The organism is [Clostridium] aminophilum DSM 10710, assembly GCF_000711825.1.
In the GTDB taxonomy this organism is placed as follows: Bacteria; Bacillota; Clostridia; order Lachnospirales; family Lachnospiraceae; genus Clostridium_R; species Clostridium_R aminophilum.
Genome location: NZ_JONJ01000011.1, coordinates 89,635 through 105,422 on the forward strand (window position 1 = coordinate 89,635; position 15,788 = coordinate 105,422).

9 protein-coding genes and 4 tRNA genes are annotated in these 15,788 nt (G+C 50.1%); 9 read left to right on the forward strand and 4 right to left on the reverse strand.

What is annotated here, in order from left to right; all coding sequences use genetic code 11:
- The first annotated feature begins 9 nt into the window (after window positions 1–9).
- Window positions 10–135, forward strand: coding sequence for a hypothetical protein (locus BR86_RS16440; RefSeq protein ID WP_278245603.1), 126 nt, complete (start codon window positions 10–12; stop codon window positions 133–135).
- A gap of 411 nt (window positions 136–546) precedes the next feature.
- Here the strand turns inward: BR86_RS16440 and BR86_RS0109200 are convergent, their stop codons facing one another.
- A complete protein-coding gene (locus BR86_RS0109200; RefSeq protein WP_031473264.1) occupies window positions 547–2,061 on the reverse strand; it encodes a leucine-rich repeat domain-containing protein in 1,515 nt (504 codons plus the stop codon).
- A gap of 224 nt (window positions 2,062–2,285) precedes the next feature.
- On the opposite strand from BR86_RS0109200, the gene BR86_RS0109205 reads away from it, so the two are divergent.
- The gene (locus BR86_RS0109205) at window positions 2,286–5,648 is read left to right on the forward strand and encodes a DEAD/DEAH box helicase family protein (RefSeq protein ID WP_031473266.1); all 3,363 of its coding nucleotides are present in this window, start codon (window positions 2,286–2,288) and stop codon (window positions 5,646–5,648) included.
- 179 nt (window positions 5,649–5,827) lie between these two features.
- Here the strand turns inward: BR86_RS0109205 and BR86_RS0109210 are convergent, their stop codons facing one another.
- Window positions 5,828–7,957, reverse strand: a complete 2,130-nt coding sequence (locus BR86_RS0109210) for a hypothetical protein (RefSeq protein WP_031473268.1) — start codon at window positions 7,955–7,957, stop codon at window positions 5,828–5,830.
- A 387-nt stretch (window positions 7,958–8,344) separates the two neighbouring features.
- On the opposite strand from BR86_RS0109210, the gene BR86_RS0109215 reads away from it, so the two are divergent.
- From BR86_RS0109215 to BR86_RS0109225, 3 genes are all read left to right on the forward strand, one after another.
- Window positions 8,345–9,223, forward strand: a complete 879-nt coding sequence (locus tag BR86_RS0109215; protein WP_031473270.1) for an MBL fold metallo-hydrolase — start codon at window positions 8,345–8,347, stop codon at window positions 9,221–9,223.
- Between the two features lie 144 nt (window positions 9,224–9,367).
- Window positions 9,368–10,690: an L-cysteine desulfidase family protein gene (locus BR86_RS0109220; RefSeq protein WP_031473272.1), complete on the forward strand. Its 1,323-nt coding sequence runs from the start codon at window positions 9,368–9,370 to the stop codon at window positions 10,688–10,690.
- 362 nt (window positions 10,691–11,052) lie between these two features.
- Window positions 11,053–12,513, forward strand: coding sequence for a sensor domain-containing diguanylate cyclase (locus BR86_RS0109225; RefSeq protein WP_161767307.1), 1,461 nt, complete (start codon window positions 11,053–11,055; stop codon window positions 12,511–12,513).
- 285 nt (window positions 12,514–12,798) lie between these two features.
- On the opposite strand, the gene BR86_RS15240 is transcribed toward BR86_RS0109225, so the two are convergent.
- Window positions 12,799–13,746 (reverse strand): phosphatase PAP2 family protein, encoded by a 948-nt coding sequence (locus BR86_RS15240; RefSeq protein WP_051684713.1) that lies wholly within the window; start codon window positions 13,744–13,746, stop codon window positions 12,799–12,801.
- Between the two features lie 49 nt (window positions 13,747–13,795).
- Entirely contained in the window at window positions 13,796–14,737 is a 942-nt protein-coding gene (locus BR86_RS0109235) for an alpha/beta fold hydrolase (RefSeq protein ID WP_031473278.1), read from the reverse strand.
- A 342-nt stretch (window positions 14,738–15,079) separates the two neighbouring features.
- On the opposite strand from BR86_RS0109235, the gene BR86_RS0109240 reads away from it, so the two are divergent.
- From BR86_RS0109240 to BR86_RS0109260, 4 genes are all read left to right on the forward strand, one after another.
- Window positions 15,080–15,152: transfer RNA gene (locus BR86_RS0109240), tRNA-Val, on the forward strand.
- A gap of 42 nt (window positions 15,153–15,194) precedes the next feature.
- Window positions 15,195–15,268 (forward strand) — tRNA-Met (locus BR86_RS0109245).
- 293 nt (window positions 15,269–15,561) lie between these two features.
- A tRNA-Val gene (locus BR86_RS0109255) sits at window positions 15,562–15,634 on the forward strand.
- Between the two features lie 50 nt (window positions 15,635–15,684).
- Window positions 15,685–15,758, forward strand: a tRNA-Met gene (locus tag BR86_RS0109260).
- Window positions 15,759–15,788 lie beyond the last annotated feature (30 nt).

A 15,788-nucleotide genomic window follows, 5' to 3' on the forward strand; every position in this document is an offset into this window, starting at 1 on the left:
GAAAAGGCGATGGAAATCTATTATACCAGAAGACTGTCCAATCTGATCTACGACGGTGCCAATGATATCCAGTATCTTGACTACAAGGTTTTGGCGGAATTTCTGCAACAGGAAAACACTGAGCGTTTGAAATAAGCCAATTATGGCTGTAAGATATGTGCAAACGTTGTGGAAGAAATGCAGTGAGTTCTTCTACGAAAATGAGGTTTGACTATTTTACAATTATTGTTATAATTGGGTTAGGCAAAGAAACGTAAATAGTATGTCCAAGACTGCGAAAAAGCTAGGAGTTGCAGCTCCTAGCTTTTTCTATTCCGTTATGGTCAAGGTGGCTTAATCCTTAGGCTCATTGCCATCTTCATCTCTGTCGAACCATTTGCAAATGTAATAGGCTGTTACACTTGCCAAAACAGAGATTAGAAACGAAATGAGTATATCCAAAACTGCACCCCCTTCCTGTGCCTGTCTAGGGGTGGCAACATAGATGAAAAAGCCCCAAGAGTTGCCGCTCTTGGGGCTTTTCATAGTCGCTATTCGTTAATCTTTTTATTTTCCGGGAAAGGGCGTGTTGCAGATCACTTCTGTGTCGCCGAGATTGCGCGAACCTTTCTCGATAAAGGCGTCCCAATCCTCCTGCGATCCCTCATAATAGACGGTCATCTTGTCATGATGTGTCCACAGGTAGACCACGGGATTTGCTTCCGGTTCCCGCTTCTCCGGTGGAGTGTACACGTAGTCTTCGGAGAAGTCCATTCGGGATTCTGTAGTAATAGAGTAAAGGATCGAGTCCCCGATCTCCGCGTTGACAAAATCCTTTGCGAGATAGATCTCTCCGTTGGTGAAACCGAACGCACATCGATCCACTTTTTTCACGGTTCCGGGGATATACAGTTTTTTCGTCTTATCACAGAAGTCGAAGCAGTACCGGTCGATGGTTTCCACACTGGCGGGAACGGTGTATTCCTCGGCTTCCTTTTTGCGCGGATAATCATAAAGCATCTTCATATCTTTGGAATACAGGACGCCGTCCACGGATTTCAGAACCGGACAGTTTTCGTCCACGGTGTATTCCTCCATAAAGGGGAACTCCAGGAAAAGGCGGTCACCGACTTCCGACACGGATGCCGGGATGTGGATGGTCTTAAGGAAATAGTTCTGTTCAAATGCGCCTTCTGCGATTCGTGTCACGGTCTGTGGAATATCGTAATGTTTTTCCTCTTTGTAGATCGGATAGCAGAACAGCACCGACAGGTCTTTGCTGAACAGGACGCCGTCCTTCGCCGTATAATTCGGGTTGCCCTCTGCAATGGTGAAATCATGCAAAGAGAGGCTGTTATAGAAGGCGGTTTCCGCGATATAGTAGGCAGACGCCGGGATGCTGATGTTGTCGTAGAAGTCGTTGGAGTTGAACGCGTGCTTGCCGATGATCTCGATCCCTTCCGGGATCACCAGTGCCTTGTGAAGTTTTACTTCACCAAATGCGTAGTCTCCGATCTCACGAAGGCCCTTTGGGAATGGCATCTCTTCCAGAGAGGAGTCATTCATAAAGGCGTAGTCGCCGATATATTCCACACTGTCCGGAAGCCGCGCGTTCTCACACCACATCATGTTGTAAAAAGCATAGGCACCGATCGTGGTGATGCCGTCGCCCACAACGATCCGGGTTACGGAATCTACATAATCCTTCGCCGGAGAGGGATCGTCCTTACTGTAGTCTTTCATCGGCCCCTGTCCGGTGACGGTCAGGGTGCCGGAAGCGGCGTCGAAGGACCAGTTCAGACTGTCTTCCGTGACTTTTGTGTGGTGCGTCAGCGTACCGAGTTTTTCAACGATCGCTTTGTCTTCAGCACTGAGTTTTGGTTCCCATTTGCTGATGGACTCTTCGGTTGCCTGCGTCTCGCCCTCGGCTGATGTGGAAGCTGCCTCTGCGGCTGCCTGGGACTCTGTTGTGGCAGGAACAGCCGTGGTCGCTGTAGCCGACGAGCCGGAACAGCTGCAGACGGAAATGATTATGGATAATACAATGGTAAGACTAAGATACTTCTTCAAACGTTTTCTCATAAGAGCCTCCTTGGTTACAAATGATATCTTTGTGAAAGCCTGAAGAATGATGATCCGGGTGTCTGTTGTAATCAGTATAACATGAATTATGCTGATTCAATTCCGCTTTTAACTAAAACTATCCGACATTTAAAAGTAAAACAACAAGAAATCAGAATACCGACCTGTTTGACGATTTTAAGCCGCAATGTTAGTATGAACATAAGAGAGAGGCGACTATTATTATGAAAACAAATTTTGATTATCTGAAGAAAGAACCAAAATTTAACAGTTTTTCTGATGTAGCGATCTCGGCGGAAAGGATCGTTCTCATGGACCCGGAGGCAAGTATTATCAATTGCCGCCGCGCGATGGAGTTTGCCCTGAAATGGATGTATTCCGTGGATGATGGACTGGAGATGCCGTATCAGGATAATCTCAAAACGCTGATGGATGCGGAAGACTATCGTCAGATCATCGGACCGGACCTGTGGAACCGGATGGATTTCATCCGGCGCTGCGGAAACAATGTGGCGCACAGCAGAAAGAAACTGGGCCGTGATGAGGCGATGCTCTGTCTGGAGAACCTCTTTATCTATCTCGATTTCATTGCTTACTGCTATGCGGATGTCTACGAAGAACGGAGCTATGACCGGGGACTCATTCGGGAAAGAATCCGAAGCATGAAGGAGAACCGGGAAAGAGCGGAAGCAGTACAGAATGAGCTTCAAAAAGAGATTGAGAACTCGGCCAGAAAAGAGCTGGATTTACAAAAACTCCGGGAAGAAAATGAGGCGCTGAAGAAAGAATTATCCGAGCGCCGTCAGGAAAAACAGGAGACGTACGTTTCCAAACCCATCGATCTCTCAGAATACAAGACGAGAAAAATCTATATCGACTCCCTTCTTATTGATGCCGGATGGACCGAAGGAAAAGACTGGCTCAATGAAGTCGAACTTCCGGGAATGCCGAATAAATCGGAAGTGGGATATGCGGATTACGTTCTCTATGACGATTCCCATAAGCCGCTGGCGGTGATCGAGGCAAAGAAAACCTGCTTTGATCCGGGAAAAGGACGGCAGCAGGCGAAGCATTACGCGGATATTCTGGAAAAGCAGTACGGGCGGCGACCGGTGACATTTCTCACCAATGGATTCGATACGAGGATCATCGATAATCAGTATCCGGAACGGAAAGTCGCCGGCATTTATTCCAAACGGGATCTGGAAAAACTTTTCAATCTGCAGCGGATGAGGACCAGTCTGAAACATGTGACAGTCGATAAGAAGATCGCCGGGCGCTATTATCAGGAAGGCGCTATCAAGGCGGTCTGTGACAGCTTTGACGAGAAAAATCGCCGCAAAGCGCTTCTTGTCATGGCGACAGGGTCGGGAAAGACCAGAACCGTGATCGCACTCTGCAAGGTCCTTCTGGAAGCCGGATGGGTGAAGAATATTCTGTTCCTCGCGGACCGGAATTCTCTTGTGACACAGGCGAAACGGAATTTCACCAATCTTCTGCAAGACCTGTCCTGCACGAATCTCTGTGAGGATAAGGAGCGGGTGAACTCCCACTGTATTTTTTCTACCTATCAGACGATGATCGGATGTATTGATACGCTCAAGGATGAAAAGGGGAAACTCTTTACCTGCGGACATTTCGACCTTGTCATCTGTGATGAGGCCCACCGCTCGATCTATAACAAGTACAAGGATATCTTTACCTACTTTGACGCGCCGTTAGTCGGACTGACGGCAACGCCGAAAGATGAGATCGATAAGAATACTTATTCCATTTTTGAACTGGAAAACGGCGTTCCGACCTATGGCTATGATCTCGCTCAGGCGGTAAAGGACGGGTATCTGGTGGATTATATGTCGGTGGAGACGAAGCTGAAATTCATCGAGCAGGGAATCACCTACGCGGAACTCTCGGAAGAAGAGAAGGCCGCCTACGAGGACACCTTTGAAGATGAAAACGGGGAAATGCCGGAGAAAATCAGTTCCTCCGCTCTCAATACCTGGCTTTTCAATGATGACACCATTCGCCAGGTCCTTCATATCGTCATGCGTGACGGATTAAAGGTGCATTACGGCGAGAAGATCGGAAAGACGATTATTTTTGCCAAAAACCACTCTCATGCGGAGAAGATCCTCGAAGTCTTCAACAAGGAATATCCAAATCTGGCGAAGGGCGCAAATGGTCAGCCCTATGCGAAGGTCATTGATAACTATATGACTTATGCCCAGAGTGCCATCGATGAGTTCTCTGAAGCCGATAAACTCCCGCAGATCGCGATTTCGGTGGATATGCTGGATACCGGTATCGACGTTCCGGAAGTGCTGAATCTTGTGTTTTTCAAGAAGGTGATGAGTAAGGCAAAGTTTTGGCAGATGATCGGACGCGGAACGAGACTTTGCCCCGGTCTCATGGATGGCGAGGATAAGTCGAAATTCTATATTTTTGATTTCTGCGGAAACTTTGAATTCTTCCGGATGGAGAAGGGACGCCCGACGTCGAACATCCTGCCTCTGCAGGGGGCGATCTTTCATCTGGAGTTCCAGATTGCCTTTAAATTGCAGGATATTCAGTATCAGGTGGACCGCCTGATCGCCTATCGAAAGCAGCTGGTAGAACATATGGCGGGCAAGGTCCGGGAACTGGAACGGGAAAATTTTGCTGTCAGACAGCACATCCGGTATGTAGATCAGTTCTCATCGGAAGAGAATTATCAGGCACTTTCCTTTGAGGACACGATTCTGGTGAAGACGGAGGTCGCGCCGCTGATCCAGCCGGACAGCGATGAGGCATCGGCAGTCCGGTTTGATGCGCTGATCTATGGGCTGGAACTGGCGAAGCTGGCCGGTAAGAACTTTGGCCGGCTGAAGACGGACCTTTTGAGCAAGGTTGCCGGCATTGCATCTGTTGCCAATATACCGGAGATTTCGGAGCAGAAAGACCTCATCAACCGGATTCTTCAGACCGACTATGTGGATCGGGCGGGAGTGGATGACTTTGAGTTTATCCGCGATAAACTCCGGAATCTGATGAAGTACATGCCAAAGCATAAAATGCGGTACGACACGGATTTTACGGATGATATTCTGGATACACAGTGGAATGAATCGGAACTGGAAAATGACGAGCTGAAGGATTATCGAGCGGCCGCAGAGTTTTACATTCGCCAGCACCAGGACAATCTCGTCATCGTGAAGCTCCGTACCAATAAGCCGCTGACACATATGGATATCGAATCACTGGAAGCGATTCTGTGGAATGAGATTGGAACGAAGGAAGATTATGAAAGAGAGTACGGCCAGAAGCCGCTCGGAGAGTTTGTCCGCAGTATCGTCGGTCTTGACATGAATGCGGCGAAGGAAGCATTTTCAGCGTTTTTGGACGGAGCGAAAATGGACAGCCGGCAGATTTATTTTGTGAATCAGATTGTCGAGTACATTGTCCATAATGGAATGATGACCGATCTGTCGGTCCTTCAGGATTCTCCGTTTACCGATCGCGGAAGCGTGGTGGATATCTTTACGGATCTGTCGGTATGGGGATCCATCCGGAAAGTGATTGACTCGATCAATGCCAATGCGACGGCGTAAAAACTGATTACGAAAGACAGATTTCGAAAACAGAATACTAAGCGCGTAATGTTCGCTGGATGAAAACGATGTCTGAACAACAAATCCCGCCCGGCCCGGATTATTCCGGAATGGGCGGGATTTGCTGCATTATGGAAAGATTCTATCTCAGTTTCGCTCAGTCCCCTCTCAGGCACACCTCAGTCGCCCAGGACGCAATCCCACGAGATTCCTCCGGACACAACTTTATCATTGCTGATTACGTTGATGCCGCTCATGGTCATGTGAGTGCTGTCGGTAAGTGTGATGGTGATGGGGCCTTTGTTGGTCGGCGCGTCGATGATCAGCACACTGCTGCTTTTCTCGGAAACGGTGCCGGGGTAGGACTTGCCGTTCGCCCCTTTTCCAAAGGCAACCAGGTTGTAGGAGTTGGCTCCGGTCTGGTCAATCTGAAAACCAAAGGCGGTCGGTTCACCGCTTTTGCCGACGATGTACCATTTGCCGGCAAAGGTATCCTTATCGTCGATGACTATTTCCGTCGTCGGATAGTCGAAACGGAACATTGCGCTTGTGACTGGTTCGTCGTTGTCGATATCGGCGTTCGGCTCATAGACATTCAGACGATCGGGCAGACCTGCCATAATATAGCCGATCACCGTTGCTTCGGTCTTGATGGAACCGTCCGCGCTCAGTTTTCCGGTCCAGCTCTTGACGGCTTTCTCTGATTTCGCCGCAGGGCTGAGTTCTGCAAAGCGGATCCGATAGTCACGGAAGGACGGATCGGCCTTATTTTCCATGTTTTCGTGAATGTCAAAAGTGATCGTACGGTTCAGTTCCGCTTTCACTTCGTTCATGCTGTTCAGAAGGAGCTGTTCCGTCCTGCGCTGGTAATCCTTCTGCATCTCTTTCAGGATGGCGCTGGACAGACGCTGGTACATACGCTCCTTGTACTGCTTGACGAGCACTTCCTCCTGATCTTTTGTGATCGTTCCGACGCGGCCTCCGGAGAAGTGTTCCGCAAAGTCGGTCTGCAGCTGCCATACGACGTTATCGCTCTCTTTAAAGAACTTGCGGGCATAGGAATCGATCTCATCCTCGAGGTATTGTTTGAACTGTTTTTCGTCTCCCTCAGAGTCAGCGACCGCTTTGGCGACAATATCCCGCCATTCTTTGGTTTTTCTGGCCACGTGGCTGGTCCCGTAGTCCCTGCCGCCGGGGAATTTATCATTGTAATAGAGATACAGGTTGTTGATTCGCTCGACCTTGTATCCCTGCGCGGCCTGCGCAAATTCCGTGATAGACCGGTCGATCATGCTGACGCCCACCAGACTGATGCCGAGAGCGGTATTCGCGCCGGCGCTGAGGGCAAACATGCCGGCATCCTTGTAGATCGTGAGGATGTCATCGCGGGTTTTTTCATCTTTGAGGATTTCAATTCCAAGGTTGACTGCGCTGAAGGCAAAGCCGACATTTCCCATCTTATCCCAGAAGCCCTCGTTGAGTTTTGCATATTTTTCCGTGAAGAAGAAAAGGTCGGAGAGCTGCATGGCTGTGCCGGCGTCATTTACCTTCGCGAAAGAGTTGTTGATATCCGTGAAGAAGTCGGTCATGGCGACTTCGCCGAGTTTGAAACATTTCTCACTGGACGCGCCGTTTGCCGCATATTCCGCAAGCGCCGCAGCAGATTCATCCAGATGGCCTCCGTAGAGTGACTCATAGAGCCCTTCGGAATCGATGGACGAGATATAGGCTTTGCGAAGCCCCGCATTTTTCACTTCGAAGCAGCCGTATTTGGACAGATGATCCGTGTGGATGACGACTTCTCCGGCTTCCGCGTCCACGTCAAAGAGCACATCCTCCCATTTGCCTGTCGATTCATTGAAATATTTGGCTCCGACACATTTCGCAGGGTCTTCCCCCGGATCGCAGAATTTTCCGTCATAGGGGATGCGGATGTCGATCCAGGTGTCCAGATCGTGCGTATCCCCGATATTGATTTCATACGTCGTTGCCTGCCAGTCTCCGTTTTCCGCGGTCTCCGTGCCGGCGGGCCGGATGCTGACATCCACCTCGTCTTCCGGATAATCGAACAGAAGAGGAGATAATTCCAGTTTCACCCCTGTTTTGCTGTCTGCGGTAAGGTTCTCAGAGGAGACTGTGACGGTCTCAGCGGGTTCCGGTTCCGCCTGCCGGTCGGCAATGCTCCCGGAAGCGCCGGTATTCTCTGCACTGTCTGGTTTTGATGCATTGTTGCCGGAACCGCCGCAGGCGGTGATAAGCAGGGAAAACACTACGGTAAGACTCAGATACTTCATCGAACGTTTTCTCATAAGATCCTCCTTTATACGATATTTTTTTAAAACCATAAAAACAATATCCGGATGTCCGAAAGCACAGTTGTCTATGATACGCCCAAAGGAACAATAACCGCAGAATTCAACGGAAGAAAAGGGAAATAATATTCAGTTTTGGTTATTTTAAGTATAACATGAACTGTCTTCGTAAAAAAAACATTCTTCGGAAAATAATGCGATGTATCGGCAGGAAATGAGGACAATTCAGGAAGGTTTCCCGGGATATTCCCTGGCGCTTATGCGCAGGCGGAAAGATGGCCTTTGTCTCTCTTGCATTCCGGACAAAAGGAGACTATAACAGGTGGTTAGAGCTAACTAATTTTGACTGATCAAAAAATGATCTGTTTGTGGGAGGAATGAGCGATGTCCAGAAGAGCATCTAATTTTCAGCGCGTAGTCATGTCATGGGGATATCGGGGGAAAGAGATCTTTAAGCCGTTGAACACCGGAAGAATCGACGAGCATGTGTCCTGTGTCCGGGAATGGATCGCGAATATTTTCTTTTATTCGAAGAACGGAACGACCGTCATGATCGATGCCGGATACAATTATGAACGGCTGGCGGAAAAATTGAAATGGGTCGATGTGGATCCGGCCTCCATTCAGCATATTCTGCTGACGCATCAGGATACCGATCACGTCGGTGCCGTGGAGCGCGACAGTGACGGACTCTTTCGCAGGGCAAAAGTCTATCTCAGTGAAACAGAAAACAGATATCTGACGGGAGAGGTGCGCCGGAAGGTATGCTTTGGCCTTTATAAGCTCCCGATGGTGGTGAGCGATAATGAGCGGAGGCTCTTAAAAGACGGCGAGATATTTTATATTGGAGACATCCGGGTGGAGGCGATCCTGGTTCCGGGACACACCTGGGGACACATGGTCTATCTGATCGATGACCGGTATCTGTTTACCGGAGATACGATCTGGTTTGGACCGGACGGCGGTTACAGTTTTATCGGAGGTCTTGCCGAAGACAATCGTCTGTCGGTACAGTCCCTTGCGGCACTGGAGCGAAATCTCCGCGGAAGAGACATTTTTCCAAAGGTGATCACCGGACACACCGGATGGTCGGACGATCCGGATTTTGTCTTTGCGCATACCGATCTTGTGTGCAACGGGCTGAAAAAGCAGAAACCGCATGATCCGAATGCGCCGTATGACGGTTATGATGAGAGGGATGATACGGAAGCGCGGGCAAGGAGTGGGATGCTGAAGAGAGTGGAGCCGGTGGTGGTTTCCTGAAGGATAATCCCGGACCGAAAGAGTGTCATCCTTTCCTGAAAATAATGAAGCCGGAGTACATTGTATTTGGGGAGAAACAGTGATATTATCAGTAATAATACTACTGATAATATCAGACGTTTTCTGGAAGAAGGGAGCTGTACAATGGCATTATCGAGAGAATTGATGGAGAACTATACACAGATTCTGAAGGAGGAGCTGATTCCGGCGATGGGCTGCACCGAGCCGATTGCGATCGCTTATGCAGCGGCGGTTGCGCGGAAGATCCTGGGGGAGGATCCGGTTCGCGTGGAAGTCAACTGCTCCGGCAACATGATCAAGAACGTGAAGGGCGTGACGGTGCCGAATTCCGGGGGGCTCAAGGGAATCGACGCAGCGGCGCTGCTCGGTATCGTAGGCGGCGATCCGGAGAAGGCACTGGAGGTGATCGCGAAGGTGACGGACGCTGAGCGGGCGAAGACGGCAGAGATTGTCAAAAAACATATCTGCGACGTCTCTCTGGTGGAAAATGTTCCGAACCTCTATATCCAGATTCTTCTCACCGGTGAGCATCATACATCCGAGGTTGTCATCAGCAAACGCCATACCAATCTTGCGGTCATGAAGCGGGACGGAAAAGACTGCGGAAACTGTCAGGAAGGCGAGGCGTCCCACAGTCTGGATCAGGCGAAGGAAGAGAAGGAGGACAATGAGCGCCGGAAAATGACGCTGATGGATCTGCTCGAGTATGCGGATACCGTTGATCTGGACGATGTGAGAGAGGTGCTGGAGCGGCAGATTGCATTTAACAGCGCGATTGCACAGGAGGGACTCGACAATGCCTGGGGAGCCGGCGTCGGAAAAACGATCGTGGAACATTGGGGCGGAAATGTCAAAGAACTCGCCTGCGCCATGGCGGCAGCCGGGTCGGATGCGCGGATGAGCGGATGTCCTCTGCCGGTTGTGATCAACTCCGGAAGCGGAAACCAGGGAATCACCGTGACCATGCCGGTGGTGGTCTATGCGAAGGAGTGGCACGTATCCCACGACAAGATGCTGCGTTCTCTTCTGGTCAGCAATCTGGTATCCATCTATATCAAGCATTATATCGGTGCGCTCAGCGCATTCTGCGGCGCGGTCAGCGCGGCCTGCGGTGCCGGCGCGGCGGTTACCTATATGTCCGGCGGTGATTATTCCCACATCGGCAAGACGATCACGAATGCGCTGTGCAATGTCGGCGGTATTGTCTGTGATGGCGCAAAGCCCAGCTGTGCGGCAAAGATCGCGGCGTCGGTTCATGCGGCGCTCCTCGGCCATTACATGAGTATGGGCGGCCGTCAGTTTGAGGCCGGAGAGGGCCTGGTGGAAGAAGACGTCGAGCAGACGATTAAGAATATGGGATATGTCGGAAAAGTCGGCATGAAGGGAACGGATCACGAGATCCTGAATGTCATGATCGACAAGGTGGATGTCGATTCCAGCCTGTGAAAAAATAGAATAAAACAGACAATTGGCGGAAATGATAAAGTTTGAAAGTAAACTTTCAAACTTTGATTGACGGCTCAAATAGACAAGCAAGCTTGTCTGCTTGAGCCTGGAGGACAAAAATATGGAAGGTAACATCATAAGGATAAGGAAAGAAAAAGAAATTATAACATTTTAACCTGAAAACTGTTACAATATTATGGAAGTATACAAAAATTAAATTGCATTTTATGGCATGAAACGGCAATTGGCAGTGGATGGAGAGAAGCACGCCGGTATTTTTTGAGAACAGAAGGCGGATGATCGGGCGCAGTGCGGCTTCGGAAAATCCGGAAAGCAGCATTTTCCAAAAAGCAGGAGCAGATATGTACAGCAAAACAGTAGCAGAAAGTCTTGAAAATGGAGTGGGGAAGTTTGAAACGGAGCTGCCGATTGACGTTGAGGATGCGTCTCCGTTATTTGATCTGTCCGCCTATCCGGAAAATCAGCATGATCTTCTTAGAGAATGCAACCGCAGAATTGCAGAGGCAAACAGCAAATACCGTATTGCCCGGTTTCGGGAGGAAATGTTTGCCAAGGGATTGAAAGCGGGGATGTTTTTCTGCACCTTTGACCGGGACGAGAATCTGCTCAGCTTTGAGTTCAATGATGAAACCCGGAAGATGCTGGGGTATGACGGGGTGGAGGATCTTCCCGATGAATTTGACAGTTGGGTGAAGACGCTTGTCCCGGAGGAAAGAGATGCGATCGTGAAGCTTTTCTGGGATTCCATTCATGTTCACCGGGAGCTTCCGGAGATTACGCACGCCACCTATCGGATGCTGAAAAAAGACGGCACCATTATTTGGATTACCGGAGCCGGTCGTTTCATTCGGCGTCCGGATGACGGATCGCTGGAGATCTATATGGGCTGCTATCGGGATATCACCGCGCAGCAGGAACTGAAGGAACATATAAAGATCATTGAGGCGATCGGTAAAGTGTTCAATTTTTCCCTGTTTATCGATGTACGGGATATGAGTTACCGTGTGATCAGCACCAATGAATATGTGGAGATGGCTCCGAAGGATCCGGATGCCTTTCAGTTTCTCAGAAACAATATTGACACAACCGTGGCGGAGCATTTCCGAAAGAGCATGCATGAGTGGCTGAACCTGAAAATGATTCTTTCAGCCATCGAGGAGAACGGTTCAACCAGTATGGAGTTTTACAGTGAGAGCGCTCACCGCTGGTTTGAGGGAATTTTTATGGTCGGCGACCGGGATGAAGAGGGCAAGATCACACATATCGTATACGGCTGTCTCGATACCACGGACGTAAAACTGCAGAAACTCGCCCAGCAGAAGAAGATTTCCGATTTCGAGGCGGAGATTTATTTCGACTCCCTGTTCCGAGTGCGGAACCGGAGATTCCTGGATGAGAAAGTGATCGGTAAACCGTGTCATGCCGTGGTTATGGCTGATATCGACCTGTTCAAACAGATCAATGACACGGCCGGCCATCAGCGCGGCGACGAAGTCATCCAAAAGGTTGCAGAGCTTCTTTCCCGGTCGGTACGGAAAGAAGATGTCGTTCTCCGCTACGGCGGCGACGAGTTCATGATGGTATTTTTTGATATCACCAGGAAAGATCTGGAGGCGAAACTCTCGTATCTGCTGTCTGAAGTGAAGAAGATCACGTTTGATAATGGGCCGGAAACCAGAATCTCGATGAGTTTCGGCGGAGCATTTGGAATCGATATGGTATATAATCTGATCGGAATTGCCGACAAGGCGTTATATGAATCCAAAAAGAAGCGTGATAGTTATACGGTGATTGAGACATAAAGAGATCCATGAGAGCCGAAGCGTGAGAAATGAGAATTGTGAGGATTGTGACGGAGTTCGGATGAACTTTGAATCTGTGATCACGAGCGAGAGCCCCGGGCCGGATGGCCCGGGGCTTTTGCGGTGTGTCAGATCACACAGAAAACGGTGCGCTACGCCGTCCGGCTGTGGTCCGGCGTTATCCGGCAAACGAACACTGCGCCGTCCGGCTGTGGTCCGGCGTTATCCGGCAAACGAACACTGCGCCGTCCGGCTGTGGTCCGGCGTTATCCGGCAAACGAAGCATTATGCCGCCGGCTTGTGTTCCAGATGTTTTATACAGAACGGAACGAGGAAGGTTACATAGAACATCTGGACGAAGCAGGTCAGGAGTGTTCCGCCTGCTCCCGGAATCCCGCTTTTGAACAACGGCAGCAGGATCAGGCTGACGGCATAATATCCGAGAAGTCCTGCCGTGAGTCTGGTCATCCGCGTCATCATCGGGATATCGGTTGAAAAACCGACATATCGTCTTTCCAACACCCAGCCGAGCAGGAAGCCGATGCACCAGCCGACACCCTTGAAGGTGTCGTTGGCCATTTTGGCACCGTCCACCAGCAGTTTTCCCGCTGCGTCATAATCAACCGGATAAGATTTTAGAGCCGCGTATGCGGCAACTGCGACGGAGATACCGATACCGGCACACATCACCGCGATATCTTTTTCCGGATGCCGATTGATCCATGCAAGAAGCTTTGCCGTCAGCCACATGACAAGAACGCCTGCCGCCAGACCGACCAGAATATCCTGCGGGGTGTGTACGCCGAGGAAATTCCGGCTTAACGCGATGAGTACGGCAATCAATCCAAGGACAACCCGAAGAAGTCGGGGGAGTTCCCGGCGGATCGCGCCTCCTCCGAAGAGAGAGGCGGCATTCATGCTGTGTCCGCTGGGAAATGAATAACCGGTCGCCGACGCGAGGGCATCGCTGTCGGGAATAATCCGCGGATCCCGGATCCAGGGACGGTATACGCAGGCGCTCACCTTTAAAAGGCCGTTGACGATCCGGTTGCCGCTCCAGCCCATCAGAAGATAGGTGCCGAAGTTTTTGCTGACGCACCAGTAGATCAGGGCGGTGAAAATCAGGACCGTGTTCATTTCTCCGATGTAACTCATCTTGGTCATAAAGGCGGTCAGACAGGAACCGACTCCGTTCCGGAATTCCTGAAAACCCAACAGTATATTGATATCCATGACTTATCCTTCCTGTTATGGCAAAACTGAAATTTAGATTTTATCAAGTTCACTCTTCTTCTTTGGTCAGATGCTCGTCCATGAAATCCAGAATTCCGTCTTCCACGATCTCTTTGAGATCCCGGTAATTGTGAATCTCATGGCGATAGCCCGGATAGAGCATGGTTTCCACATCGTGTCCAGTATCGATCAGCCAGTTGGTCGTCTGCATGACGCCGGTTCCGAACTGACCGACCGGATCCTGATCCCCCGCGATATTGTAGATCGGAAGCCCGGCCGGAACCTTCTTTGCCCATTCTTCGCCGGTGATATATTCCATCATCTGACCGAAGTAATAGAAGGACTGATTCAGACACGGTCTGCTGAATGCGTCAAACGGGTCGGCGGCGTGATCCTTCTGAACGAACGGATCCGCGCAGATCCATTCATTGCCGATGGAGGCGCCTTCCGGGCATCGGCGGAACATCCAGCCCATCATTTTTGCCGGAACCAGCGGATCCGCTTCTTTCCCTTTTCCTTCATCCATCAGTTTCTGAAGATAGCCCAGATTCTCTTTCAGATCCGGCCATACGCCGAGGGTTCCGCAGATGGTTACACCTGCAAGCTCATCGCCGTATTTTGTGATGTAATCGCGGACGATGAACGATCCCATGCTGTGACCGAAGAGGAAATACGGCAGATCCGGGTACATTTTGACCGTCAGGTCATGGAGCCGGTGTTCATCCTCCATCATCGTATGGAATCCTTTGTCACCCCAGTCACCCCAGGTGTTGTTTTCCAGCGCGGTCTTTCCATGACCGACGTGATCGTCGGCGGCCACGATATAACCTTCTTCGACAAACGTTGAAATCATATGAAGATACCGGCGGGAGTGTTCCCCGAAACCATGGATCAGCTGTACAATGCCCTTGGGCTCGGCAGCCGGGACGTAGATCCATCCGTATACGGTATCTCTTTCATTGAATGACGGGAAATTGACTTCGTGCAGCATAAGACGCCTCCTCTGTTTGATGGATTCGGACCGTGTCCGCGAAATCCAAAGAGGCGGTGTTCCTTACCCGTTCGGATTGGGCGAAAACAGACCGAAATGTGCAGAAAATACAGTGTGAATAGATGGAATAATCCACAAATAGAGTATAACATGAAAAAATACTTATACCAGAGCGGAATTGTGGGAAGCACACGGCAGGAAACGTGAAAATGTTGAACGGTAAATTGTGGATGGAATAATGTGAAGGGAAAATAAAAAAAATAAAAAATTCAGAATAAATCGTTGACAAATGAAACATGATTTGGTAGACTATCAAAGTCGCGTGAGCGACAGCAAGGATGTGGGGTGTTAGCTCAGCTGGGAGAGCATCTGCCTTACAAGCAGGGGGTCATAGGTTCGAGCCCTATACGCCCCATCCGATCGGTTCAGGTGAAAGCCTGAACCGAATCTTAAATATGGCGAGGTAGCTCAGCTGGCTAGAGCACACGGTTCATACCCGTGGTGTCGAGGGTTCAAGTCCCCCTCTCGCTATGATCGATTCCGGAAGCAGAGATGCTTCCGGTTTTTTTGTTGCACAGGAAATTTCTTCGGAATTCCTGTGCAACAAAACTGCTCTGCGGGGATGCGCGCTGCTGAGCGGAAGAGGGCATTCTGGGGGCAGCAGCGCTGGCCGGCGGCGACCGCCGCGTTCCGCGTTCTTTCTGCCCGAATTCGTGTCTTCAAGGGAGTTTTAAAAACAATTCGAAAAAATCGAAAAATAATGTTGACATATCACCCCAGGTCTGCTATTATGATGAAGTCGCGTGAGCGACACAAAAGGATGTGGGGTGTTAGCTCAGCTGGGAGAGCATCTGCCTTACAAGCAGGGGGTCATAGGTTCGAGCCCTATACGCCCCATCCAATCGGTTCAGACCTGATCGTCTGAACCGATGATTTTTTCTTAATATGGCGAGGTAGCTCAGCTGGCTAGAGCACGCGGTTCATACCCGCGGTGTCGAGGGTTCAAGTCCCCCTCTCGCTATGATAACCGACTCCGGAAGCAGCGATGTTT